This is a genomic window from Pseudomonas sp. TH15 (assembly GCF_016651105.1).
Lineage (GTDB): Bacteria > Pseudomonadota > Gammaproteobacteria > Pseudomonadales > Pseudomonadaceae > Aquipseudomonas.
The window spans coordinates 4,072,949-4,097,055 of sequence record NZ_JAEKEL010000001.1 but is presented as its reverse complement, the minus strand read 5'-3'; the positions used below and the strand labels follow the sequence as shown (position 1 = coordinate 4,097,055).

General features: G+C 58.4%; 21 protein-coding genes and 1 pseudogene. 8 read left to right on the top strand and 14 right to left on the bottom strand.

Features of this window, described 5'->3' with window-relative positions; translation table 11 throughout:
- Positions 1 to 39 precede the first annotated feature (39 nt).
- From JFT87_RS18325 to JFT87_RS18285, 9 genes and pseudogenes are all read right to left on the bottom strand, one after another.
- Positions 40 to 645: a hypothetical protein gene (locus tag JFT87_RS18325; RefSeq protein ID WP_201203464.1), complete on the bottom strand. Its 606-nt coding sequence runs from the start codon at positions 643 to 645 to the stop codon at positions 40 to 42.
- Positions 646 to 1,116: 471 nt separating this feature from the next.
- Positions 1,117 to 1,299, bottom strand: coding sequence for an autotransporter outer membrane beta-barrel domain-containing protein (locus tag JFT87_RS28445; protein ID WP_342367178.1), 183 nt, complete (start codon positions 1,297 to 1,299; stop codon positions 1,117 to 1,119).
- On the bottom strand, positions 1,253 to 2,863 hold the full coding sequence (locus JFT87_RS18315; protein WP_201203462.1) for a gamma-glutamyltransferase family protein: 1,611 nt from the start codon (positions 2,861 to 2,863) through the stop codon (positions 1,253 to 1,255). The genes JFT87_RS28445 and JFT87_RS18315 overlap by 47 nt, the downstream gene beginning before the upstream one ends.
- 25 nt (positions 2,864 to 2,888) lie before the next feature.
- Positions 2,889 to 3,980, bottom strand: a complete 1,092-nt coding sequence (locus tag JFT87_RS18310; RefSeq protein ID WP_201203461.1) for a polyamine ABC transporter substrate-binding protein — start codon at positions 3,978 to 3,980, stop codon at positions 2,889 to 2,891.
- Between the two features lie 20 nt (positions 3,981 to 4,000).
- A complete protein-coding gene (locus JFT87_RS18305) occupies positions 4,001 to 4,780 on the bottom strand; it encodes an amino acid ABC transporter ATP-binding protein (RefSeq protein WP_201203459.1) in 780 nt (259 codons plus the stop codon).
- Positions 4,781 to 4,782: 2 nt separating this feature from the next.
- Positions 4,783 to 5,550 (bottom strand): amino acid ABC transporter permease, encoded by a 768-nt coding sequence (locus JFT87_RS18300; protein WP_201203455.1) that lies wholly within the window; start codon positions 5,548 to 5,550, stop codon positions 4,783 to 4,785.
- A gap of 11 nt (positions 5,551 to 5,561) precedes the next feature.
- Positions 5,562 to 6,368 (bottom strand): ABC transporter substrate-binding protein, encoded by an 807-nt coding sequence (locus JFT87_RS18295; protein WP_201203454.1) that lies wholly within the window; start codon positions 6,366 to 6,368, stop codon positions 5,562 to 5,564.
- A 79-nt stretch (positions 6,369 to 6,447) separates the two neighbouring features.
- Positions 6,448 to 7,116, bottom strand: coding sequence for a GntR family transcriptional regulator (locus JFT87_RS18290; RefSeq protein ID WP_201203453.1), 669 nt, complete (start codon positions 7,114 to 7,116; stop codon positions 6,448 to 6,450).
- Between the two features lie 304 nt (positions 7,117 to 7,420).
- Positions 7,421 to 9,546: pseudogene (locus tag JFT87_RS18285) on the bottom strand (TonB-dependent siderophore receptor).
- A 300-nt stretch (positions 9,547 to 9,846) separates the two neighbouring features.
- On the opposite strand from JFT87_RS18285, the gene leuC reads away from it, so the two are divergent.
- Together leuC and leuD are read left to right on the top strand one after the other, a co-directional pair.
- Positions 9,847 to 11,268: a 3-isopropylmalate dehydratase large subunit gene (gene leuC, locus JFT87_RS18280; RefSeq protein WP_201203451.1), complete on the top strand. Its 1,422-nt coding sequence runs from the start codon at positions 9,847 to 9,849 to the stop codon at positions 11,266 to 11,268.
- Positions 11,265 to 11,876, top strand: a complete 612-nt coding sequence (gene leuD / locus JFT87_RS18275) for a 3-isopropylmalate dehydratase small subunit (protein WP_201203449.1) — start codon at positions 11,265 to 11,267, stop codon at positions 11,874 to 11,876. The genes leuC and leuD overlap by 4 nt, the downstream gene beginning before the upstream one ends.
- A gap of 52 nt (positions 11,877 to 11,928) precedes the next feature.
- On the opposite strand, the gene JFT87_RS18270 is transcribed toward leuD, so the two are convergent.
- From JFT87_RS18270 to JFT87_RS18255, 4 genes are all read right to left on the bottom strand, one after another.
- A complete protein-coding gene (locus JFT87_RS18270) occupies positions 11,929 to 12,846 on the bottom strand; it encodes a LysR substrate-binding domain-containing protein (RefSeq protein WP_201203448.1) in 918 nt (305 codons plus the stop codon).
- Between the two features lie 184 nt (positions 12,847 to 13,030).
- Positions 13,031 to 14,215, bottom strand: a complete 1,185-nt coding sequence (locus tag JFT87_RS18265; protein WP_201203447.1) for a sugar transporter — start codon at positions 14,213 to 14,215, stop codon at positions 13,031 to 13,033.
- A gap of 214 nt (positions 14,216 to 14,429) precedes the next feature.
- Positions 14,430 to 14,714, bottom strand: coding sequence for a hypothetical protein (locus tag JFT87_RS18260; RefSeq protein ID WP_201203446.1), 285 nt, complete (start codon positions 14,712 to 14,714; stop codon positions 14,430 to 14,432).
- A gap of 66 nt (positions 14,715 to 14,780) precedes the next feature.
- Positions 14,781 to 15,209 (bottom strand): hypothetical protein, encoded by a 429-nt coding sequence (locus JFT87_RS18255; RefSeq protein WP_201203441.1) that lies wholly within the window; start codon positions 15,207 to 15,209, stop codon positions 14,781 to 14,783.
- Positions 15,210 to 15,270: 61 nt separating this feature from the next.
- Here JFT87_RS18255 and JFT87_RS18250 point away from each other — a divergent pair, with 61 nt between their 5' ends.
- From JFT87_RS18250 to JFT87_RS18225, 6 genes are all read left to right on the top strand, one after another.
- Positions 15,271 to 16,194 (top strand): HTH-type transcriptional regulator ArgP, encoded by a 924-nt coding sequence (locus tag JFT87_RS18250; protein ID WP_201203439.1) that lies wholly within the window; start codon positions 15,271 to 15,273, stop codon positions 16,192 to 16,194.
- Positions 16,195 to 16,459: 265 nt separating this feature from the next.
- Positions 16,460 to 16,810 carry a DUF4190 domain-containing protein gene (locus JFT87_RS18245; protein WP_201205257.1) on the top strand — a complete coding sequence of 117 codons (351 nt, stop codon included), beginning with the start codon at positions 16,460 to 16,462 and terminating at the stop codon, positions 16,808 to 16,810.
- Between the two features lie 15 nt (positions 16,811 to 16,825).
- Positions 16,826 to 17,278 carry a DUF805 domain-containing protein gene (locus JFT87_RS18240; RefSeq protein WP_201203437.1) on the top strand — a complete coding sequence of 151 codons (453 nt, stop codon included), beginning with the start codon at positions 16,826 to 16,828 and terminating at the stop codon, positions 17,276 to 17,278.
- Between the two features lie 267 nt (positions 17,279 to 17,545).
- Positions 17,546 to 18,799 (top strand): multidrug efflux RND transporter periplasmic adaptor subunit MexE, encoded by a 1,254-nt coding sequence (gene mexE, locus JFT87_RS18235; RefSeq protein ID WP_201203435.1) that lies wholly within the window; start codon positions 17,546 to 17,548, stop codon positions 18,797 to 18,799.
- Positions 18,800 to 18,814: 15 nt separating this feature from the next.
- Entirely contained in the window at positions 18,815 to 21,994 is a 3,180-nt protein-coding gene (locus JFT87_RS18230; RefSeq protein WP_201203433.1) for an efflux RND transporter permease subunit, read from the top strand.
- Entirely contained in the window at positions 21,991 to 23,412 is a 1,422-nt protein-coding gene (locus tag JFT87_RS18225; protein WP_201203431.1) for an efflux transporter outer membrane subunit, read from the top strand. Before JFT87_RS18230 ends, JFT87_RS18225 begins: the two co-directional genes overlap by 4 nt.
- A gap of 323 nt (positions 23,413 to 23,735) precedes the next feature.
- On the opposite strand, the gene trbK is transcribed toward JFT87_RS18225, so the two are convergent.
- Positions 23,736 to 23,909, bottom strand: coding sequence for an entry exclusion lipoprotein TrbK (gene trbK / locus JFT87_RS18220; protein ID WP_201203429.1), 174 nt, complete (start codon positions 23,907 to 23,909; stop codon positions 23,736 to 23,738).
- Positions 23,910 to 24,107: the final 198 nt, after the last annotated feature.

Below are 24,107 nucleotides of genomic sequence, written 5' to 3'. Positions count from 1 at the left end.
CAATTGCTGCTGCGAATGTGTCATTCGAAAGATCAGGACTCAGGATGCATCTGAGCGATTCTTTCCCTTTGTACATGGATTAAAAATCTGGTGAATACTCTCGCTGGTTCCTACATAGGTTTTAGTACCCGGTACCGCCACAGCCGAGTAATTCTTACGATCGGTGACCTTAATAAAATTTCCTTGCGCAGCCGTGAAGCTCTCAGTGTTTGGCGGCACTAGCACGTTCAGGAACTGGGCTTTCTTGTCGAGGGCCAAAGCACCTCCCACAGTAATTGGCGCCAGCATGGCGGCCCAGTGTTCACTGAATAGGTAGAAGGTATCGGCTGCGGCTCTGCCACTTTGCAGATGGGCACACTGCACATCGCTGGCGTTGATGACTTCAGCCTGCTGGTAGATGCCGCCCTTATAGAGGGCCAGCACTAGCTTGCTCTTCGTCAGCACACCCAGGCCTTGTTTGGGTCTGCATACTTGCAAATCACCGTAGGGAAACAAGCACCAGTTGGTTTCGGTGATAGTGACGATTTCGTCTGGGCTGAGTTTCAGATCGCGTTCAATATTGGCGCGGGCTTGCGGGGTTTCGTAAGGGATGGCGCATGCGCTCAATAGAGCTGCGAGGGTAAGGGCAAGTAGCGGGGTTCTCATCAAGCGTCCTTTGCTGCTGGAAGTCATATATAAGTGACGAGTATTTTTTACAGATCTCTTCCTTCAACACTCCACGATTCAAGCAATCGCGAGAGCAGGAGAAAATAGCCGTCGTTGAGATTGGTTCTGAGACAAGAACATCAAAGCGGTCGATGTGATCGACAAACTCTGGCCGCTGATGACGGCTGAGCAGATCCTCCACCGGTCTACGCACCGCGAAAATTATACAGATCGCGCTGCGTTTAAGGAGCTGCTGGAGAATTTGCCAAACAAAACTGACGGTAGTGTAAAACCGAAATCAGGCAAAAGCAGTCACTCATCCTGCGACAACGAAGCTCGCTGAAACGAGTTTTTCAGCGATCGAAGCTGGAGAGCTCCGTATGCTCGGTGGCCACCCTGCACAAACAACAAAGCCCGCACTCCTGGATGCGGGCTTTGTTGTTTCAGCTCAAGTCATATCGCGGTACAGATTTACCACATGTACCGGTAACCCACGTTGACCGCATAAGGCTGTTCGATACTTGCGCCTTTGCTATATTCAGCGTCGATGTAGAACTTGTGCTTCTCAGCATTCGGCAAGATGACCCCACCGCCCAGGGTCGCAGCACTACCAAACAGCAATATGCGAGTCCGTTCGCGGCTCAGTCCCGCCACATAACACGCCGGTTTCAGGATCGCGCAGGATGATCTGGCCACGCCCGTAACTGGTCAGGTCGCACACTACTTGCACCTGATGCCCGCGCCGCGCCAATGCTGCTGCCATATCCCGTGAAGCGCCCTGCTCGATGCCGACCTCCAGCCCTCCCAGCCACTGCCAGCGCGGTGCATCCAGCGCCGCTTGTGGGTTGAGGCCGAAGTCCACCAGGTTCATGACCATTTGCACATGCCCCTGGGGCTGCATGTAGCCCCCCATCACGCCGAATGGCCCCATCGCCACACCATCCTTGCTGAGAAAGCCCGGGATGATGGTGTGGAACGTCTTCTTGCCAGGGGCCAGGCAGTTGGCATGCGCAGGGTCGAGACTGAACTCTTCACCACGGTTTTGCAGGGCGATGCCGCTGTCGGGCAGCACCACGCCGGAGCCGAAACCGTGATAGTTGCTCTGGATAAATGAAACCATGTTGCCATCGGCATCGGCAGTGGCCAGGTAGACGGTACCGCTGGCGTGAGGCTCGCCCGGCAGCGGCGCCACGGCCCGCTCGCCAATCTGCTCCCGACGGCGAGCGGCGTAGGACTCACTCAACAAGTCCGCCACCGCGACCCGCATTTGCTCCGGGTCGGTGATGTAATGCAGGCCATCACTATAGGCCAACTTCATGGCTTCGAGTTGAAGGTGCCAGGTCTGCTGACTGTCGCGGTGATCGAACGTGAAGCCTTCGAGAATCTTCAACGCCATCAACGCGACCAGACCTTGGCCGCTGGGCGGAATCTCCCAGACATCGACGCCACGATAATTGACCGTGATCGGGTCGACCCATTGTGCACGGTAATCCTGCAAATCACTGGCACGCAGGTAGCCGCCCGTGGCCCGGGAATGGGCATCCAGCCGCTGCGCCAATGCACCGCGATAAAAGCTTTCACACTCGGTGGCGGCCAATTCCGTCAAGGTCCGGGCTTGCGCCGGGTTGCGGAACACTTCACCGGCGCGCGGCGCCCGCCCCTCAATCAGGAACGTGTTGAACCAGGCATCAAGCACTTCGTTGCGGTTTGGGGTGAAGCCCTCCAGCGCGGTTTGCCATTGCAGGGCAACCACGGGCGATACCGGGAAGCCGTCCTGGGCCAGGCTGATGGCCGGTTTCAACAAATCGGCAAAGGGCAGCCGCCCAAACCGCCGGGACAGTTCAGCCCACGCCGAAGGGCAACCCGGCACCGTAACCGGCGTCCAGCCATGCAACGGCATCTGTTCATGACCAGCGGCTTTCACCGCCTCGACGCTCAAGCTTGCCGGCGCATGGCCGTTTGCGTTGAGGCCGTGCAACTGGCCCTTGCACCACACCAAGGCAAACGCATCGCCGCCCAGACCGCAGCCTGTGGGCTCGACCACGGTCAGTGCCGCCGCCGTGGCGATCGCGGCGTCAATGGCATTGCCGCCCTTTTGCATGATTTCGATGCCGGCCTGAGCCGCCAAGGGCTGTGACGCGGCGACCATGCCGCGCCGGGCGAACACGCTTTGACGCTGTGACGGATACGGGTACTCATGAGCAGAAAATTTCAGCATGGCAAAGGCTCTTCAAAACAAGGATTCATTGGCCGGACTTGACCCGGTTCCACTCTCGGGTCATCAGGCGCTGGATGTTTTCCGGCAGATCGGCGGAGACGAAGGCGTGGCTGATCACCTCGTCGCTCGGGTAAATTCCGGGATTGCTGCTGACCTTGGGGTCCATCAACGCGGTCGCGTCTTTGTTGGGATTGGCGTAGCCGACATAGTCGCTGATCGGCGCTATCACTTCAGGGCGCAGCAAATAGTTGATCAGCGCGTGGGCGTTGCCAACGTTGCTGGCGTCCTTGGGGATCGCCAGCATGTCGAACCAGAGGTTCACGCCTTCTTTGGGAATCAGGTAGCGGATGTCGATGTTTTTCCCCGCTTCCCGCGCGCGGCTCTGGGCCTGCATGACATCGCCGGAATAACCGATGGCCACGCAGATGTCGCCGTTGGCGAGGTCGGAGGTGTATTTCGATGAGTTGAAGTAGGTCACCGAAGGCCGCAAGGTCATCAGCAGTTTCGAGGCTTGCTTGTAGTCATCGGGCTTGACGCTGTTCGGGTCCAGGCCGAGATAAAGCATGGCCTGCGGAATGATCTTCACCGGCGCATCGAGAAAAGCCACGCCACAGCTTTTCAGTTTGGCCAGGTTTTGCGGGTCGAAGACCATCGCCCAGGAATCCAGCGCCACGTCTTTGCCCAACACGGCGCGGACTTTCTCCTCGTTGTAACCGATGCCCACGGTGCCCCACATGTAAGGCACGGCGTAACGATTGCCGGGGTCGGCGGCTACCAGGCGCTGCATCAGGCGTGGGTCGAGATGTTTCCAGTTACCCAGCAACTCACGCTGCAAAGGCTGGTAGGCGCCCGCGCGAATCTGCTTGGACAGAAACTGGCTCGACGGCACCACCACGTCATAGCCCGAGTGCCCGGAAAGCAACTTGGCTTCGAGCATTTCATTGGTGTCGAAGATGTCGTACTGAACCTTGATGGCACTGTCTTTTTCAAAGTTCTTCAGCGTGTCGGGGCCGATGTAGTCGGACCAGTTGTATACCTTCACCACCGCATCGGCAGCCTGGGTCATGGGCACAATGGCGGCGCAGCACAACGCCGCGAACAAACTCGATAAACGCATCGTCGATATCCTTGTGAATGTCACAGAACCCGACTGAGAAAGGCACGGGTGCGGGCATGGCTGGGCTGGCTGAAGATCTGTTCGGGTGGTCCCTGTTCGATCAATTCCCCTTGATCAAGCACCACCACCCGGTCGGCCACTTCGCGGGCAAACCCCATCTCATGGGTGACCACCACCATGGTCATACCCTCCTCGGCCAACTCCTTCATCACCTGCAGCACTTCGCCCACGGTTTCCGGGTCCAGGGCACTGGTGGGTTCGTCGAACAACATGGCCTGGGGCTTCATCGCCAGCGCCCGGGCGATCGCCACCCGCTGCTGCTGGCCGCCGGACAACATCGACGGGTAGTGATCGGCCTTTTCGGCCAGCCCCACTCGCTTGAGCAGCGCCTGCGCCTGTGCCACTGCAGCCTTGCGCGTCACGCCCAAGACATGAACCGGCGCTTCAATGATGTTCTCCAGCGCGGTCATGTGCGGGAACAGATTGAAACGCTGGAACACCATGCCGATGTCCCGGCGCTGACGCGCGATGTTGCGCTCCGAATCCTTCACCAGACTGCCGTCGGCCAGGGTGCGATACCCCATGGGCTGGCCGCTGACGCGGATCTGCCCCGACTGAATGTCTTCGAGCAAGTTGATGCAGCGGATAAAGGTGGTCTTGCCGGAACCGGACGCGCCGATCAGCACCACCACTTCACCGCGGCGAACCTGCAGGGAGATCCCCTTGAGAATCTCCAGGTCGCCAAAGGACTTGTGAATATCCAGCGCTTCGATGACCAGTTCTTCACTCATGTGCGCCATGTTCAACGCCCTCTTAGCAGTTTCAGGGTGCGGCGACCGAACATTCGACCAACCGCCGGTGCCGGCCGGTCAGACTGCCCGAACCGCGTCTCGAGCCAGCGCTGGAAAAACCCCCACAGCGTGGTCAGGAACAGGAAATAAATGGCGACCACCAGGTACAGCTCGAACACCCGGAAGGTCGACGAGGTGACCATTTGGGTGCTGAGCAGCAGTTCCTGCACGCCGATGACACTGACCAACGTGGTGTTTTTCAGCATCACGTTGAACTCGTTGCCCAGCGGCGGCACGATCACGCGGAAAGCCTGGGGCAGGACGATGCGCCGCATGAGTTTGCCAAAGGTCATCCCCAGGGAGCGCCCGGCTTCGTACTGACCTTTGTCCACGGCACCGATACCGGCGCGAATGATCTCGGCCATGTACGCGCCTTCGTTGAGGCCCAGGGCAAGGATCGCCGCCTGGATGTTACCCGGCACGATGAACCAGCCGAGGTCCAGGTCTTCAAAACGGAAAATCCCCCCGGCTGCCAGCGCCGTGTAGAGAAAAACGATCTGCACCAACAACGGCGTTCCGCGCATCAGCCACACATAAAACCGCACCGGGTACTGCAACAGCGGGTTGCGTGACAGCTTCATCAGCGCTGCCACCAGTCCCAGCGCACACCCCAGCAACATCGCCGAGACGCTGATCAGGCACGTCAGGCCGAGCCCCGTCAGGTAGACATCACTAGGCTGCAGCAGGTACTGCCAAAACACATTCCAATTGAAGTTCATCAGGGGCGCCCTCAGTCCAGTTTGTCACCGTCGACATGCCATTTACTGAGCAACGCGGCATAGCTGCCGTCGGCGCGCATGTCTTGCAAGACCTCGGCCAGGGCGGCGCTCAACTGCGGGTCGTTTTTACGTACACCAAAACCGGTGAGAATCCGGCTGAACGCGGGTACGGCGGACTGGAACAGGTCCGGAGCGAGTTGCTGGTAGTGCCCGGCGGATTCGACAGTGGTACCAAAAGCGTCCACCTGATTGATGCGCAACGCCTGAAAGGCATCGGCATCGACGTTGTAGACCACCAGCTTCATCGGTGCCTTGCCGGCAGCCACCAACTTGTCGTTCTCAGCCCCGAGCAGGACGCGGATCGTCGAACCGTTGCTGACCGCAACCTTGAGCCCGGACAAGTCCTCCAGGGTCTGCACCGATTTCGGGTTGCCCTTGGGCACCACGATCGATTGGCTGGAATACATGAAGTTGACGATGTCGATCACCTCACGGCGCTCGGGCTTGTCGAACAGCTGATCCACGATCATGTCGCACTGCTGCGCCAGCAACGCCGGGATCAGGCCGGCAAACGGGGAAATCCGCCATTCGACTTTCTTGTCGCCCAGGCGCTGGGCGATTTCCAGGCCGAGGTCGACCGTCAGGCCCTTGGGTTTCTGCGCTTCATCGAAAGACACCAGCGGCGGTGAATCCATGCCCGAGCAGTACGTGAGTTTGTCGACCTTGAGCAGGCGCTCCGGCACGGTCGGCGCGGCGACCGCCCACTGCGTGCAGAGCCCGAGAGAGATTGCCGCCATTAACAGGCGAGACTTATGCATGACCAGACACTCCAGTTCGGTTAGTAACGGGGCAGTACTCAAAGTCAAAACACCGGCAGGCTCATGGCCCGCTCTACAATTATTTTTCTGTTTGCAGAAACTTGATCAACTCGGGAACCGTGCCTTCGATGTGCTCACGCACCACCACTTCTGCTTTGGCTGCATCGCCCGCGCGAATGGCGTCGAGGATCACCGCGTGTTCCTGACGCGCACTCAGCGGTTTTTCCACGTGTTGCAACCAAAGGCGCATCGGCGCCTCGATCAGCGAATAAAGCGCACTGATCTGCTTGAGTAATCGAGGGCGCTCACTCAGGCTGCACAGGTACTCATGGAAGGCGCGATGGCGACTGACCCACTCGGCGCCGTCTTCACGGTAGTCGTCCATTTCATCCAGCAGGCGCTCCAGATGGCTGAACTGACGCTCAGTGATTTTGGGTACGGCCACCCGGATCGCCAGGCCTTCGAGGGCGCTGCGCATTTCGAAGACCTCACGCATTTCCTCGATATTCAAACCTCGGACTATGGCGCCACGATTGGGCCGCAGAATCACCAAACCCTCGGCATCCAGGCGCCGAAAAGCTTCGCGCACCGGCATTCGGCTCATGCCGATTTCACCCGCAATGTCCTCGGCGATCAGTCTTTCGCCGGTTCGGTAACGGCCCTTGCAAATGGCTTCCAGGAGAAAGTTGTAAGCCTCCTCCTCCGCGGTGATGGGTTGACGCTCGGTATAGACAGGGACAAACGTCATTGACATCGCCTTTTGAATTTTTGTATCCAATTATCCACGGATACGAAAAAGCAGAATGCGTGCCAGATTGCGTCGGAATAGCTCAAGCGACTGATTTGAAATGAGATCGGGGAAATATTGCTGGGGATGATGCATCGGATGCTCTGGCAGCCAACGCGACAATTGCTACTTGATTGCTCATTGCGAGCGCCAGAAAGGTGCAGAACGGTAGCGCGTAACAATACCCATCGCTGCTTGAACAAATGGCAGCGTCAGGAGATATGGCGCAGAACATGGCTGTTCCGCGCCATAACCCCAAGCAACTTTACAGGGTGTAGGAAATACCGACCTGCACCGTACGCGGCGCCCCCGGATAGGCGTAGACGTTGCCGAAAGCGCCCTCCTCATAGTCCGCGTTGCCAACGTTTTTCACATCAAGGTTGAGCCTGACCTTGTCGTTGACCTTGTAGTAGCTGAGCAGGTCGACAACGGTGTAGCTGCCCATCGAGAACGCAGTGTTCGCCGTTTGCCCGGCACGCTCATCGACGTATTTCAGCCCCGTGCCAAGCCCCAATCCTCTGAGTGCGCCATCCTGAAACTCGTAAACGTTGAGCAGGCTGAAGCTGTTTTGCGGAATGTTCATCAGACGAGTGCCGGACTTGATGACATTGTCCTTGGTCACTTCGGCATCGACGTAGGCGTAGCCGCCGATCACGCGCCATTGCGGCGTCAGGTTGCCAGCAACGTTGAGGTCGAAACCACGGCTGCGCACTTCACCGGCAGCGACACTGAAGGTCGAATCGACAGGATCGGTGGTGAGCACATTGCGCTTTTCAATCTGATAGATCGCGGCATCGACGCTCAGTTGGTTGTCCAGCGCTTGCCACTTGACGCCCAGTTCATAGGATTTGCCCTTTTCCGGCTCAAACCCACCGCCCTCGCGGCTGGCACCGGTATTGGGCTTGAACGAGCGTGCGGTGTCGGCGTAAATCGCTACGGTGTCTGTCAGGTCGTAGGTCAGCCCGATGCGTGGCGTCACCGCATTGTCGCTGGCCTGCCAGTTTTTGCTGCCTGGCACATACGTTTCGTAGTCATGCTCAAAGCGCTCGAAACGTGCGCCCGCCAGGACTTTCAAACGCTCGGTCAGGGCCACTTGATCCTGGACGAACGCAGCGTAGGTCTTGAGGTTTTCTTTGTCGTGGGTCGGGGTTCGGGTCAAGGCTGGACGCGGCTGACCATACACCGGGTTGAAGATATCGATCGGATACGCACTGACCGCACCGCTGGAGCGCTGGATGATCGACTTGTAGTCGTAATCCTCGTATTCGACGCCAGTGAGCAGCGTGTGATCGAAACCGCCGAGGGTGAAGTGCCCAGTGAGGTTGAGCTGGGTATCCTTGTCGGTCCACTCCAGCTTGCGATAGTTGAAGTTGCGGCCCAGGGTGCGTCCGTCGGCGGCGATACCATTGGCTTCGATGGCATTGCCTTGCAACGACCCGTCCAGCCATTGGAATCCGCCACCCAACGTCCAGTTGTCATTGAGCAGGTGCTCAAAACGCAACTGCGCCATGTTGTTGTCGTTGTGCAACTTGCCGACGTCTTTTTCACCGAAGAAGGTGTCACGGGACGCCGTGCCGTTTTGTTTGGCATAGCGCGTCACACCGCGGTCCAGCGGGTGATTGTTGCGCATGAAATCACCTTCGAACGTTATCCTGGTGTCGTCGGTGGCCTGCCAGCTCAGCACCGGCGTCACGCCGTAGCGCTCGGTTTCGACGTGATCACGGAAGGTGTCGCCACCCTCTCCCACTACATTCAGGCGATAGGCCAGACGCCCTTCTTCATCCAGCGGGCCGGAGGCGTCCAGCGTTGCGCGCTGCATCCCCTGATCATCGAGTTGGCTACCCAGTGTCACAGTCGGTACGGCCAGAGGCTGTTTGGAAACCACGTTGAACGTGCCGCCCGGATCGCCGCGGCCATAGAGCATGGTCGCCGGCCCGCGCAGCACTTCCAGGCGTTCGATGGTGTTGGCGTCAGGCATGTTCGGGTAACCGCGATTGATCGGGAAACCGTTGCGATAAAACTCGCCGGTGGTGAAGCCGCGCACCGTGAAGGTGGTCAGGCCCTGCCCCCGAAATTGTTGGCACGCCCGACCCCGCCGGCGTAATCGAGGGCGTCCTGCAAACGGGTGGCGCTGATGTCCTCAACGGCGTCTTTGGTCACTACGCTGATGGACTGAGGGGTTTCGTGAATGGAGGTGTCGGTGCGTGTTGCGCTGGCCGAACGGGTCGCTCGATACCCGGTCACCGGCCCTAGCGCGGTCTCATAGTCTGCAATGCCGACAATGTCGGTTGCCTGCAATTCCAGGCTGGCTTGGTCAGGGCTGGCTTGTTCAGCCCAAGAGGAAGCGGAAAACGCCTGAAGCACACACATAGAGACCAGAGTACGACGCATCTAGGAAACCTTGTGAAAAGAGCCAAAAGGGATGGCATACGAGCCAACAAATCGCGGCGCATGGTATAGCAACTCGCTAGCATTTGATATGTATTCGCATTCGTATTTTTGAGCGCGGTGCCCTGAATTTCGAGCTCTGCGCCCTGCTCACCTGCTCAGTGCATTTAATTGTTCACGATACGTGCGCAACGCCTTCGCTTTACTGCTCTTGATGAAGCATTCGAGATGAATATGCTGTTCATAAGTGACCCCTGATCTCGCACAAGACATCTTGCACAAGACCCTGAAAGAGCCCACTTCATGAACAGTCCCAGAACGCTCTACCAGAAGCACATCGATAGCCACACTGTCTGCCCGCTCGATGATCAGGGCCATGTCCTGTTGTATATCGATCGCCAGGTCATCAACGAATACACCAGCCCTCAAGCCTTCAGCGGTCTGCGCGAGGCCAAACGCAATGTCTGGCGCCCGGAAACCGCACTGGCGGTGGTCGATCACGTCAACCCGACGGCGCCGGTGCGTATCGCCGCGATGCCGGATGCCGGCGGTGCGCGGCAGGTGTCGTACCTGGCGGAAAACTGCCGGGACTTCGGCATCGAACTGCTCGACATCCTCGACAAGCGCCAGGGCATCGAACACGTAATCGCCCCGGAGCAGGGTTTTATCCTGCCGGGCATGGTGATCGCCGCGGGCGACAGTCACACCACCACTTACGGCGCCCTCGGGGCCTTCGGTTTCGGCATCGGTACCTCGGAGATCGAACACCTGCTGGCGTCCCAGACCTTGGTCTACAAACGCCTGAAAAGCATGCGCGTGACCGTGAACGGCGAACTGGCCACCGGGCTGACTTCCAAGGACGTGATCATGGCGCTGATCGGCCAGATCGGCGCATCCGGCGCCACTGGGTATGCCATAGAATTTCGCGGCTCGACCATCGATGCCTTAAGCGTCGAAGCGCGCATGACCATCTGCAACATGGCGGTCGAGGCCGGTGCCCGCGGCGCCTTCATGGCGCCGGACGAGAAAGTCTTCGCCTACCTCAAGGACAAACCCCGGGCACCCAAAGGTAAGGTGTGGGATCGCGCGGTGGAGAAGTGGCGCACCCTGCACACGGATGCGGGCGCGCAGTTTGACTGCGAAGTTGAACTGGATGCCAGCACTCTGGAACCGATGGTCACCTGGGGCACCAGCCCGGACCAGGCCTCGCCCATCGGCGCGCGGGTCCCGGACCCGCAAGCCGTCAGCGACCTGATCCTGCGCCAGGACATGCGCCGCGCCCTGAACTACATGGGCCTGGAGGCCGGCATGCCGCTGAGCGAGATCGTCATCAGCCATGCCTTTATCGGCTCCTGCACCAACGCCCGCATCGAAGATCTGCGCGATGCCGCCAGCGTGGTGCGCGGCAAACACGTCGCCAGCCATGTGCGGGCGATGATTGTGCCGGGCTCAACGGAGGTGCGCGATCAGGCCGAAGCCGAAGGCCTGGCGGCGATCTTTATCGATGCCGGGTTCGAATGGCGCCAGTCCGGCTGCTCGATGTGCCTGGCAATGAATGACGATGTGCTGGCCCCAGGCGACCGCTGCGCTTCCAGCACCAACCGCAATTTCGAAGGCCGGCAGGGCGCCGGCGCCCGCACCCATCTGATGAGCCCGGCGATGGTCGCTGCGGCCGCCATCACCGGGCGCCTGACCGACATTCGTCACTTTGGAGACCGCGCATGAGCCTGCAACCCTTCACTCAAGTCAGCGGTAAAGCTGCGCCGATGCTGGCGGCCAACATCGACACCGACGTGATCATGCCCAAGCAATTCCTCAAGGGCATTGATCGCCAGGGATTGGACAAAGGCCTGTTTTTTGATTTGAGGTTCCTCGAATCAGGGGCGCCGAATCCGGCCTTCATCCTCAACCAATCGGCCTGGAGCGACGCGGCGTTCTTGGTGGTCGGGCCTAATTTTGGTTGCGGTTCGAGTCGCGAGCACGCCGTTTGGGGTTTGAAGCAGGTGGGTATCCGGGCGCTGATCGGCACCCGTTTCGCCGGCATTTTTTACGACAACTGCCAGCGCAATGGCGTACTGGCCATTCAACTGTCTGAGGCGCAGTTCAGCCAGATTGCCCGGCTTGTCAGCGTCGCCGCAACGGCAACGATCAGCGTCAACTTGCCCGAGCAGACCATCCACCTGGCCAACGGCTCAGTGATTGCGTTCGAAATCGAGCAGTTGCGCAAACAGTCGCTGCTGCTCGGCCTCGATGCCATCGGCACCACGCTGCAACGTGCAGAACAAATTCGCCATTTTGAAGCTCGACACCTGGCGGAAAATCCCTGGCTGTAACTGCACGCAGGGTATTGGCGGTGGATCAGTTGTTCGATCTGCCGCCCCCGCCTCAGTCCACAGAAAGATCGCGAAAATACTCTTCGAGAAACTCGACGCAGACCCGCAGTTTTGCCGACTGGCTGAGCCGCGTCGGGTAGACCGCCCACACGTTGGCACTCTGCGAATATTCGTGAAGCACCTGCACCAGCCGGCCTTGTTCCAGCATCGGTTTGACGTCCCACATCGACCTCAACAGGATCCCGCCGCCGGTCAATGCCCATTCGAGGACGATCTCGCCATTGTTAGAGGACAAAGGGCCGCTGACACGCACCGATTCTTCCTGATCATCCTTTGCCAGAGTCCACACGCCGAAAGCGTTATCGCGCTCTTTCAGTACCAGGCAATCATGCTCTTTCAGGTCATCGAGTGAGCGCGGCATGCCCCTGCGCTTCAGATAATCCGGCGTCGCACACAACACCCGCCGATTGCTCACCAGTTTGCGCCCCAGGTGCTGACCCGGCAGGTCATCGCCCACGCGTATCTCCAGATCAAAGCCCTCACCGACGATATCGACGACCCGGTCGAACACGTCCAGACGAATGTCGAGTCTGGGGTAGGTCTGCGACAGTTTGCACAGCGCCGGGGCAACGTGATTGCGGCCAAAACCGAAGCTGCTGCAAATATGCAGGGCGCCCGTGGGCTGATGCCGCGCCTGGGATATTTCGCCAAGAAAGTCGTCGAGGTCCCCGAGCAACTTCTCTGCCCAGCGCCGCACCCGCTCGCCGTCATCGGTCAGTGCGATACGGCGTGTTGTGCGGTGCAGCAACTTGGTAGACAGCGTCGACTCAAGGATGGAAATACGCTTGCTGATGTAGGCAGGGGAAAATCCCAACGCTTGGGCCGCACTCGCAAAGCCATTTTTTTGTATGACGGTCAGAAAGACCTTGAGGTCTTCGGGCAAGGGAAATTGATCACGATTTGTGTTCATGCGACTCATGATTCCGCTATTCATCTCATTATTGACGAACGATAGCATCGATCTCCCGAGCGGTAATCAGCCTCGGGTTCACGTTGAGGCCTTCAATCCTCGATAAAAACAACATGCGCAATAACGCGATGAGCAGGTCTATGAGCCGTCTCTGAAAATCGATTTGCCGTCGAGCAACGGCGGCTTAAACCGCAGCCCCGCCGCTCTTCAATCGATAGATCGACAGGCAGTAGAACGACAGCGCCAATGCCGCCAGCATGCCGCCAACGATCCCGATGTATGCGAAACCGAACTGGCCGCCGACCCAACTGCCAAGCAATGCGCCGCCGCCAATGCCGATGTTGTAGATCCCGGAAAACATCGCCATCGCCACATCGGTAGCGTCCGGAGCCAGCACCAGGACCTTCGACTGCAACGCCAGTCCAAAACCCATGATCGCCATTCCCCAGAACAGACTCAGCGTCCCCAGATACGAGACCTTGCCGCTCAATGGCAACAGCAACGTCAGGCACAATGTGAGCAACACCACGCTCACGATCAGAAAGCGCTGCGGGCTATAGCGGTGCAGCCAACTGAAGAGCAGCGACCCGAAAATACCGGCGCCACCGAACAATAAAAGAATGAAGGTCACCACATCGCCACTCAAGCCGGCCACCACCTGAACGAAGGGCTCGATGTAGCTGTAGGCCGTGAACTGTGCGGTCACCACCAACGCCGTCAGCGCATAGATTGCCACCAGTGCCGGTCGCTTGAACAACAGGGGCAGGCTTCTGAGAGAGCCCGAGTTCTGACTGGGTAACAACGGCAGGACCCTGGCCAGCCAGAACACCAGCGTTGCCGCCAACACAGCGATCACGATAAAGGTGGTGCGCCAGCCCATGGCCTCGCCCAACAACCGGCCGAGGGGAATCCCCAGCACCATCGCCAGGGAAGTACCGGTTGCCAGCAAGCCCAACGCCTGGACCTGCTTACCCGGTGGCGCAAGGCGCACGGCCAAAGACGCGGTGATGGACCAGAACAGTGCATGCGACAGCGCCACGCCGATCCGGCTCAGCAACAGGACACCGAAGCTTGTAGCCAGACTCGACAGAACGTGACTGGCAATGAACATCCCAAACAGAACGATCAACAGCTTGCGCCGCTCGATGTTACGCGTTAGCAACATGACGGGAAGCGACGTCAGGGACACCACCCACGCATAGATGGTCAACATCAGGCCGACCTGAGCCGTCGACATGTCGAAGCTGCTGCCGATCGAACTCAACAGACCGACCGGCACAAACTCGGTGGTATTGAACACAAACGCAGCCAGCGCCAGCGCAATGACCGGGTGCCAGTTGTCGTTAGTTGTAGCCGTAGAATTGCTCATTTAAAGTTCGTATTACTCTATCGATGATCGTCTGCGTTTATGCACTGACGATCGGTGCCCAACTGTCGGTTTAAGATTCACCCATTGCCGAAAAGCATCACACGACAGGTGGTTCGAGGTCGACTGTACCGTAAAAAATCCTCACTTGTCCCGCAGCAACGACACTCTGGATGAGCGCATGGGAGTACTCATCCAGCCCAGAGTCGTGCGCTGCTTACTGGCCGTCGTAGCCTTTGAGGCGCATGCAATCGTTGGTCAGGTCGACCTGTTTTTCCGCAATGACGATGCCATCACCGACGGCACTGCCCATGCCGTGGGTTTTATCGTTGGCCGCCGGTGTCGAGTGGTAACTCGCGGTCGCCGCTTTTGCCTGGTACTGGCACTGCGCTTGATCGTGCTGGAGCTCAGCAGCCGTTGCGCCTGGCCGGGACCAGTCACGAACAGACGTTACACAGGCACTCAAGAGTGCCGCGAATAAAACAACAATCAGGATCTTCATGGTTTCACCGCCGATTAATCAAAGGTAGCAATAGGTTTGGACTGACTCGGATGGCATTGAGGGCGATCACTTGCAAACGAACGTCACGCTGGCCGTTTCACTCGCCGGATCGCCCGGCTGGCGCGATTGCACATCAAACTCACCGATTTGCTTGCCGAACGATGCACACTTCTTGTTGGCGCCATTCAAGGCCAACTGCCGAGCCCCTGAGTGTGCGTGGTTCGACAATGGTGCAGGCGTCGACGCTTGATATTCATAAGGCCCAAGCCTCAAGTCGTGGGATTGCCAAAGATAGTTGCCGACCAATGCGACAGCGCTCACGGCAATAATCATATTGAGTTTCATGGCAAGTATCGGACGCTGGACATTTGATTCCTCATAACGCTCACCCTTGGGGTTCAGTAACGCATCAATGCTGTCATCCGCCGTTTCGATGACACTGGGCGGCGTGTTGCGCTGTCGCCGTGACGGAATGATTGAGGAGTTCAGTGTCAAGGTGAAGAAAAACGAAGTATCTTTCAGTCTCGATTAGAAAAACTTAACGAGAGCCACGGCCATGCAACTCGATGCGAAACAGATGCAGGCATTCCTCGCCGTGGTCGACAGCGGCAGTTTCGAACAGGCAGCGGAACGCCTTAACGTCACGCCATCAGCGGTGTCGCAACGGATCCACGCCCTTGAAGTTCGTCTGGGCAGCTCAGTGGTTGTACGCGGACGACCGTGCGAACCGACTCAGACGGGAAGAAAACTGCTGCTCTATCTGCGCCGCGCGACGGTGCTCGAAGAAGAACTGCTCAACGATCTGACCGATGAAAAAGATCACCTGCGTGTGGTCATCGCGGTCAATGGCGATACCTTGGCGACATGGTTCTTTCCTGCACTGGCCGACATATTCGTCAACGAGAGTATTTTGCTCGACGTTGTGGTCGACGATCAGGATCACACCTACGCGTTGCTCGAAAGTGGTCAGGTCATCGGCTGCATCGGTACGCGCTCAGAGCCGATGCGCGGCTGTTTCGCCGAACTGTTGGGGTCGATGCGCTACCAATTGGTCGCCTCGCCTGCTTTTGAGCAGCGCTGGTTTGCCAAGGGTCTGAACCGAACGGCAGCGCGCAAGGCACCGGTATTTGCCTATTCACGCAAGGACACCCTGCAATCCGATTTCATGCAGTCGCGCTTCGGCCTGCACGCGGACGCCTACCCTACTCACTACCTGTCCCTTCCAGAGGCGCGACTGAAAGCCATACGCCGTGGTCTCGGTTATGGAATGGTGCCGCACATGCAAGTCAGCGATTTGTTGAAAAGCCGCGAACTGGTCGATCTGGCACCGGAGCATTTCACCGATGTGGAGCTTTATTGGCATGCCTGGGCTTTGCAGTCACCGCGCATGGAGGCACTTTCCGAGCGCGCGGTGCACGCGGCACGACGCATGTTGAGCAGCAAGGGACCGGTCAAGCGTTCCACAGTCCCGAAGAAGTGAATTCAGCAGTCGCCCAATCCGGTCTGTACGGCGTTTATGGCGCACCGCGTAATGTCATGAACCGTTTCAAGTACAACTTCCGACGCCGTGCAAACAGGCGCATCCAATAAGGAATGCGACATGTTTTCCGGCTATTTGTACATCCGTTTAAATCTAAAACACGATAATGGCGAAGTGCCGGATGACAAATCTGGTAATAAAGTTTAATTTAGCGCCGCTTCGGCCGATGGATGGTCGAGGATTTCGCACTCAGTTAAGGAAAACGATGACAATGGTATTTTGTCGCGCATGCGCCAAGGAACTTCACGAGACAGCCCCGACTTGCCCCCAGTGCGGAGCGAGCCAACACGTTGCACTTGCTGCAACGAATGGCGTCAGTGCGCCGTGGCTGGCCATCACCTCGTTGATATTGGGCATCATCTGCATACTTTCTCTGTTTGATGACTCCGAATGGGACAGAGATACCCTCTTCGGCCTGGGCCTCTTTTCTGTCGCCGGTCTCATTTGCGGCATCATCAGCATCAATCAAAAAAAACCAGGAAATAGCCTAGCGATCGCTGGAGTTGTTATGTCAGCTATTGCGACGCTTGTTTTCGTTGGACTGTCGTTAGACTAATTTTAGGGAAAAAATATGAGCATGGTTTTTTGTCGTGGTTGTGCCAAGGAAATCAGCAGCCTGGCTGTCGCCTGTCCGCAATGCGGCGCGCCTCAAGCAACCCAACAGTCCAATGTACAGGGCCCCGCTATTTCGACGGGTAACCCTTACGTGGAAGCGTTGAAGAACTATGTCGTGTTTCAGGGCCGTGCCACTCGCCGTGAATACTGGATGTTCTTTCTGATCAACCTGGGCATCTCCATTGTTATCGGTGTTCTCGATGCACTGCTGAAAACCGGCGGCATCCTGTACAACGTGTACAGCCTGGCGCTGTTCCTGCCGAGCCTGGCCGTTGGCGTACGCCGTATGCACGACACTGATCGCAGCGGCTGGTGGTTGTTGCTGCCAATCGTCAACCTGGTGTTCCTGGCGCAAGACAGCCAGCCGGGCCCGAACCGCTTCGGTCCGAACCGCAAAGGCATCAACTGATAGACATCGGCATCTAGCTGATCGAGACGGCCTTCATGGCCGTCTCTTTGTTTCTGGGATCCGGATTTGCCCCGTTACTTGCCACGCAACACATCATGAAACTTTCATCACGGATATTGATAGCGCCCTAACGAAAGGTGCATGCTAGAGGGCTTGCCTCGGTCTTATATCATTCCGAATGATAGTTACCTTTGCCTCATTCGATTCGTGCGATACAGCCCCTCCGAGCATCATCCGTCCATTCTCAATACATTGGCGGATGCATCCATGGAACAGTCATTCAAACATTTGCGCTTCCCGTTGGCCTTATTGGCCGTGGTGGTGATGAGCGCTTGCGGCAAGGCTCCTCAGACTGCCGCCAGCATGCCAGCGGCGAAAGTCAGCGTGGCCAAAGTGCTGGAGCAACCCGTCAACGAGTGGGACGAATTCACCGGGCGCCTCGAAGCGCCAGAAACTGTAGAAATTCGTCCACGGGTCTCCGGTCAGATCGATGAAGTAACCTTCACTGAAGGCGCATTGGTCAAGAAAGGCGACTTGCTGTTCCAGATTGACCCGCGTCCGTTCCAGGCAGAGGTCCGCCGCCTAGAAGCACTGGTCGCCCAGTCCCGTGCCAACGCCACCCGTAGCGAAAACGAAGCCCAACGCGGTGAACGCCTGCGGACCAGCAACGCGATCTCCGCCGAACTGGCCGACTCGCGCACCAGCGCTTCCCAGGAAGCCCGCGCGGCCGTCGGTGCCCTCCAGGCACAACTGGATCTGGCCAAACTCAACCTGAGCTTCACCCGCGTGACGTCGCCGATCAGCGGTCGCGTCAGCCGTGCGGAAATCACTGCCGGCAACCTGGTGACCGCCGATACCACAGCGCTCACCAGCGTAGTGTCCACCGACAAGGTTTACGCCTACTTCGACGCCGACGAGCGTGTGTTCTTGAAATACACCCAGCTCGCTCGCCAGGGTAAACGCGGCGCAACGACCCCGGTTTATCTCGGCCTGTCCAACGAAGACGGCAACCCGCACCAGGGCGTGATGAACTTCGTCGACAACCAGGTCAACCCGAAGACCGGCACCATTCGCGGTCGCGCTGTGTTCGACAACACCGATGGCACTTACACCCCAGGCCTTTATGCACGTCTGAAACTGGTCGGCAGCGGCACCTACTCTGCCGTGCTGATCAATGACGAAGCAGTCGGTACCGACTTGGGTAAAAAGTTCGTGCTGGTAATGGATGCCGACAACAAAACGGCGTACCGCGCGGTCGAGCTGGGTCCGAAAATCGAAGGCTTGCGCATCGTGCGCAGCGGCCTGAACAAAGATGACACCGTCATCGTCAAGGGCCTGCAACGGGTTCGCCCTGGTTCGCCAGTCACCCCTGAAGTGATCCCGATGGCCACCAAGGAAACCCTCGCCGCTCTGGCTCAACAACGACAAGCGCTGGAAGCCAGCAACCTGCCCCAAGTAGCACCTGCCAAGGTCGCGCCGGGTACGGTTGTGAAACTGGCTGCTGCGACTCCACGCGGTTAAGGGACGACAACTCCGATGAATTTTTCCCAATTCTTCATTTCACGGCCGATCTTTGCAGCGGTGCTTTCGCTGCTGATCCTGATCGCCGGTGCTATTTCGCTGTTCCAGTTGCCGATCAGCGAATACCCGGAAGTGGTTCCGCCGACCGTTGTGGTCCGCGCCAACTTCCCGGGTGCCAACCCTAAAGTCATCGGCGAAACCGTGGCCGCTCCTCTGGAGCAAGCCATCACGGGCGTCGAGAACATGCTGTACATGTCCTCGCAGTCCACCGCTGACGGCAAGATCACCCTGACTATCACCTTCGCGCTGGGCACTGACCTGGACAACGCGCAGGTACAGGTGCAGAACCGCGTAACCCGGACCGAGCCGAAGCTTCCCGAAGAAGTGACGCGCATTGGTATCACCGTGGACAAGGCCTCCCCGGACCTGACCATGGTGGTCCACTTGACCTCGCCGGACAAACGCTACGACATGCTCTACCTGTCCAACTACGCCTTGCTCAACATCAAGGATGAGCTGGCGCGTCTGGGTGGTGTTGGTGATGTGCAGCTGTTCGGCATGGGCGATTACTCCCTGCGGGTATGGCTCGATCCAAACAAAACCGCTTCGCGTAACCTGACCGCCACCGATGTGGTCAATGCGATTCGTGAGCAGAACCGTCAGGTCGCTGCCGGTGCTCTGGGCGCACCTCCTGCGCCAAATGCCACCAGCTTCCAGTTGTCGGTTAACACTCAGGGGCGTCTGGTCTCCGAGGAAGAGTTCGAGAACATCATCATTCGCGCAGGCGATAACGGTGAAATCACTCGCCTCAAAGACATCGCCCGCGTTGAACTCGGTTCCAGCCAATACGCCCTGCGCTCCCTGCTGAACAATCAGCCGGCAGTGGCGATCCCGATCTTCCAGCGTCCAGGCTCCAACGCAATCCAGATCTCCAACGAAGTTCGCGACAAGATGGCCGAACTGAAGAAGAGCTTCCCGGAAGGCATGGACTTCAGCATCGTCTATGACCCGACGATCTTCGTGCGCGGTTCCATCGAGGCGGTGGTTCACACCCTCTTCGAAGCACTGATCCTCGTTGTGTTGGTAGTGATCCTGTTCCTGCAAACCTGGCGCGCCTCGATCATTCCGTTGGTGGCGGTGCCGGTTTCGCTGATCGGTACGTTTGCGGTGATGCACTTGTTCGGCTTCTCGCTGAACGCCCTGTCATTGTTCGGATTGGTGTTGGCCATCGGTATCGTGGTGGACGACGCCATCGTGGTGGTGGAGAACGTCGAGCGAAACATAGAACTGGGACTGACCCCGGTCGAAGCCACAAAGCGCGCCATGCGTGAAGTGACCGGCCCGATCATCGCGACAGCGCTGGTGCTGTGTGCGGTGTTTATCCCGGCGGCATTTATCTCCGGGTTGACTGGGCAGTTCTATAAACAGTTCGCCCTGACCATCGCGATTTCGACCGTGATCTCGGCCTTCAACTCGCTGACCCTGTCGCCAGCACTGGCTGCGGTATTGCTCAAGGGCCACGACGCACCGAAAGACCGCTTCTCCAAGGTGCTCGACAAGATCTTCGGTGGCTGGTTGTTCCGCCCGTTCAACCGCTTCTTTGTGAAGGCTAGCCATGGTTACGTCGGCACTGTAGGTCGGGTTATCCGCAGCAGCGGGATCGCCCTGCTCTTGTACGCTGGCTTGATGGTGCTGACGTTCTTTGGTTTCGCCAACACCCCGACCGGTTTCGTACCTGGTCAGGACAAGCAGTACCTGGTGGCCTTCGCGCAGCTGCCGGATGCCTCGAGCCTGGACCGTACCGAAGACGTAATCAAACGCATGTCCGACCTGGCACTGAAACAGCCTGGCGTGGAAAGTGCGGTGGCCTTCCCGGGCCTGTCGATCAACGGCTTCACCAACAGCCCGAACGCCGGCATCGTGTTCGTGACCCTCAAACCGTTCGACGAGCGTAAAGACCCGAGCATGTCCGCCGGTGCGATTGCCGGTGCATTGAACGGCAAGTTCGCCGGGATCGAAGAAGCCTACATGGCGATCTTCCCGCCCCCGCCGGTACAAGGCCTGGGCACCATCGGTGGTTTCCGTCTGCAGATCGAAGACCGGGGCAACCTGGGCTACGACGAGCTGTACAAAGAAACCATGAACATCATTACCAAAAGCCACAACGTGCCGGAACTGGCCGCCCTGTTCACCAGCTACACCGTGAACGTGCCGCAGGTCGATGCCGCTATCGACCGTGAAAAAGCCAAGACCCACGGTGTGGCCGTCAGCGACATCTTCGACACCCTGCAGATCTACCTGGGTTCGCTGTATGCCAACGACTTCAACCGCTTCGGTCGTACCTACCAGGTCAACGTTCAGGCTGAGCAACAGTTCCGCCTCGAGCCAGACCAGATCGGTCAGCTGAAAGTACGCAACAACAAAGGCGAAATGATCCCGCTGGCGACTTTCATCAAGGTCAGCGACACCTCGGGCCCGGACCGCGTGATGCACTACAACGGCTTCATCACCGCTGAAATCAACGGTGCGGCAGCCCCAGGCTACAGCTCCGGCCAGGCTCAAGCGGCCATCGAGAAACTGCTCAAGGATGAACTTCCGAACGGCATGACCTACGAATGGACCGACCTGACCTACCAGCAGATTCTGTCCGGCAACACCGCGCTGTTCGTGTTCCCGCTCTGCGTACTGCTGGCGTTCCTGGTGCTCGCGGCTCAATACGAAAGCTGGAGCTTGCCACTGGCGGTGATCCTGATCGTACCGATGACCCTGCTGTCTGCCATCACGGGTGTCATTGCTTCGGGCGGCGACAACAACATCTTCACCCAGATCGGCTTGATCGTACTGGTGGGGCTTGCCTGTAAGAACGCGATTCTGATCGTCGAGTTTGCCAAGGATAAACAACAGGAAGGCCTCGGCCCTCTGGCGGCGGTGCTCGAAGCTTGCCGTCTGCGTCTGCGGCCGATCCTGATGACCTCCTTCGCGTTCATCATGGGTGTTGTGCCACTGGTTTTCTCCAGCGGTGCCGGTGCCGAGATGCGTCATGCCATGGGTGTGGCGGTGTTCTCCGGGATGCTTGGGGTGACCTTCTTCGGTCTGTTGCTGACGCCAGTGTTCTACGTGTTGATTCGTAACTTTGTGGAGCGCGGTGAAGCGCGCAAAGCGGCCAAGGCCCTGAAACTGGAGTCGCAACAATGAGCCTGAAAGCCTTCCTGCCGAGCTTGCTGGTACTGGCCCTGAGCGCCTGTGCCGTCGGCCCGGACTATAAAACCCCTGCCACGGAGGCGGCCAACATCACGACCGCCACCGATGGCGCCAGCGGTCAGAAGAACTTCGACCGCTCGCGTTTCGAAGGCATCTGGTGGCAACAGTTTGAAGACCCGACCCTCAACCAGTTGGTGACGCAATCGCTGGACGGCAACCGTGATTTGCGGGTCGCTTTCGCTCGCTGGAAAGCCGCCCGGGCGATTCGAGATGACGTCAGCAATGACGCCATGCCAACCGTCACCAGCCGCGCCAGCAGTGACTTGGCAAAGGGACAAATCCCTGGCCAGACCAACCAGCGGGTCAATAGCGAACGCTATGACCTGGGCCTGGACATGGCGTGGGAGATCGACCTGTTCGGCCGTATCCAGCGCAACCTGGAATCGGCCAACGCCGAGCAGCAAGCGGCGGAAGCCGATCTGTACCAACTGCAAGTCACCATGATTGCCGAACTGGTGGACGCCTACGGTCAACTGCGCGGTGCGCAATTGCGCGAAAAGATCGCCCTGGCCAACCTGAAGAACCAGCAGGAATCGAGCAAGATCACCGTCAGCCTGCGTGATGCCGGCGTTGGCGATCAGCTCGATGTGGTCCGCGCCGATGCGCGCCTGGCTTCCGTCGAAGCCAGCGTACCGCAACTGCAGGCCGAACAGGTTCGGCAGAAAAACCGCATCGCCACCCTGTTGGGTGAACGTCCGGACAAGCTGACCGTCGACCTGAGCCCCAAGGATTTGCCTGCCATCGCCAAGGCCCTGCCGATTGGTGATCCGGGTGAACTGCTGCAACGTCGCCCGGACATCCTCAGTGCCGAACGCAAACTGGCTTCCGCCACCGCCCGTATCGGCGTGGCCAAGGCCGATTTGTTTCCACGGGTCAGCCTCAGCGGCTTCCTCGGCTTTACCGCCGGGCGTGGTTCACAGATCGGTTCCTCGGCGGCCAACGCCTGGGCATTGGGCCCAAGCATCACCTGGGCGGCGTTTGACCTGGGCAGCGTTCGGGCCCGTTTGCGCGGTGCCAACGCCGATGCTGAAGGCGCTTTGGCGACCTACGAGCAACAAGTGCTGCTGGCCCTGGAAGAGTCGGAAAACGCATTCAGTGATTACGGTAAACGTCAGCAACGCCTGATTTCGCTGATTCGTCAGAGCGAATCCAGCCGCGCCGCTGCTGACCTGGCAGAGATTCGCTACCGCGAAGGCACCGTGGACTTCCTCGTCCTGCTCGATGCTCAGCGTGAGCGTCTGGCGGCCGAAGATACCCAGGCCCAGGCCGAAGTAGATCTGTATCGCGGCATCGTCGCGATCTACAAAGCCCTTGGCGGTGGCTGGGCACCGGAGACGGTCGCCAGCAAGTAAGTTTTTAAAGAGCTCCTTTGGTTGGCAGTAACCAACCAATTTCTTCGCCCCGCGTCTCATTCGGTCGCGGGGCTTTTTTATGGGCGCGAGACTGAGTTTTTTTCGCTGTGCTGCGCGACTACCGCACCTTGCGCAGGAGAAAGTGCGACAACGCCGGAACGCCGTGGCTGCGGTCATTACCAGGTTCGGTGCGGTTTTTTCTTCCGCCCATCGCCCCGACGATCCAGCGGCGTTGCGCCGTTTGTCCTCAGTTGGTAGAGCCACTCCGGGCTTAGTGGCAAGGGTCTTCCCGACAAATCAGTTGAAGGCCTTACCGAGCCTGACTAAGGCGTCTGACGCTTAAGGCAGGCTTCGATGAAGTCTGTGCGTTTCTGGTTGTCCGGCAACTTAAGAAAGTTATCTGGCGCACAGTTTTCCGCATTGACTTCGTAGGGATTACCACAACCGCAAAGAATCAATAGCGATAAGGCCAATAAGGAAAAAGTTCTGATAACCATACTAAGCCTCGTTCTTGATTTATCAGCGTCGTTTGAGACTACTTCAACTTGACAATTAGTCCAGCCCGCCAGTGCGTGGCGTGTCAGTTGGCATCTGAAGCGTCAGAACGTGTTGTAGCGCCAGTAATACAACCGCTCTCGACTGAAAATTTATTACTGGTCATTTCAAAATTAATGCCTACGCTCATCGCGGGGGAT

Bases quoted from the DNA above. Each gene is read 5' to 3' on its own strand.
- JFT87_RS18300 (WP_201203455.1), bottom strand. From the start codon at position 5,550: ATGAACTTCAATTGGAATGTGTTTTGGCAGTACCTGCTGCAGCCTAGT.
- mexE (WP_201203435.1), top strand. From the start codon at position 17,546: ATGGAACAGTCATTCAAACATTTGCGCTTCCCGTTGGCCTTATTGGCC.
- JFT87_RS18265 (WP_201203447.1), bottom strand. From the start codon at position 14,215: ATGAGCAATTCTACGGCTACAACTAACGACAACTGGCACCCGGTCATT.
- JFT87_RS18310 (WP_201203461.1), bottom strand. From the start codon at position 3,980: ATGCGTTTATCGAGTTTGTTCGCGGCGTTGTGCTGCGCCGCCATTGTG.
- JFT87_RS18295 (WP_201203454.1), bottom strand. From the start codon at position 6,368: ATGCATAAGTCTCGCCTGTTAATGGCGGCAATCTCTCTCGGGCTCTGC.
- JFT87_RS18315 (WP_201203462.1), bottom strand. From the start codon at position 2,863: ATGCTGAAATTTTCTGCTCATGAGTACCCGTATCCGTCACAGCGTCAA.
- leuD (WP_201203449.1), top strand. From the start codon at position 11,265: ATGAGCCTGCAACCCTTCACTCAAGTCAGCGGTAAAGCTGCGCCGATG.
- JFT87_RS18230 (WP_201203433.1), top strand. From the start codon at position 18,815: ATGAATTTTTCCCAATTCTTCATTTCACGGCCGATCTTTGCAGCGGTG.
- trbK (WP_201203429.1), bottom strand. From the start codon at position 23,909: ATGGTTATCAGAACTTTTTCCTTATTGGCCTTATCGCTATTGATTCTT.
- JFT87_RS18225 (WP_201203431.1), top strand. From the start codon at position 21,991: ATGAGCCTGAAAGCCTTCCTGCCGAGCTTGCTGGTACTGGCCCTGAGC.
- JFT87_RS18270 (WP_201203448.1), bottom strand. From the start codon at position 12,846: ATGAACACAAATCGTGATCAATTTCCCTTGCCCGAAGACCTCAAGGTC.
- JFT87_RS18305 (WP_201203459.1), bottom strand. From the start codon at position 4,780: ATGGCGCACATGAGTGAAGAACTGGTCATCGAAGCGCTGGATATTCAC.
- JFT87_RS18240 (WP_201203437.1), top strand. From the start codon at position 16,826: ATGAGCATGGTTTTTTGTCGTGGTTGTGCCAAGGAAATCAGCAGCCTG.
- JFT87_RS18250 (WP_201203439.1), top strand. From the start codon at position 15,271: ATGCAACTCGATGCGAAACAGATGCAGGCATTCCTCGCCGTGGTCGAC.
- JFT87_RS18290 (WP_201203453.1), bottom strand. From the start codon at position 7,116: ATGACGTTTGTCCCTGTCTATACCGAGCGTCAACCCATCACCGCGGAG.
- JFT87_RS18260 (WP_201203446.1), bottom strand. From the start codon at position 14,714: ATGAAGATCCTGATTGTTGTTTTATTCGCGGCACTCTTGAGTGCCTGT.
- JFT87_RS18245 (WP_201205257.1), top strand. From the start codon at position 16,460: ATGACAATGGTATTTTGTCGCGCATGCGCCAAGGAACTTCACGAGACA.
- JFT87_RS18325 (WP_201203464.1), bottom strand. From the start codon at position 645: ATGAGAACCCCGCTACTTGCCCTTACCCTCGCAGCTCTATTGAGCGCA.
- leuC (WP_201203451.1), top strand. From the start codon at position 9,847: ATGAACAGTCCCAGAACGCTCTACCAGAAGCACATCGATAGCCACACT.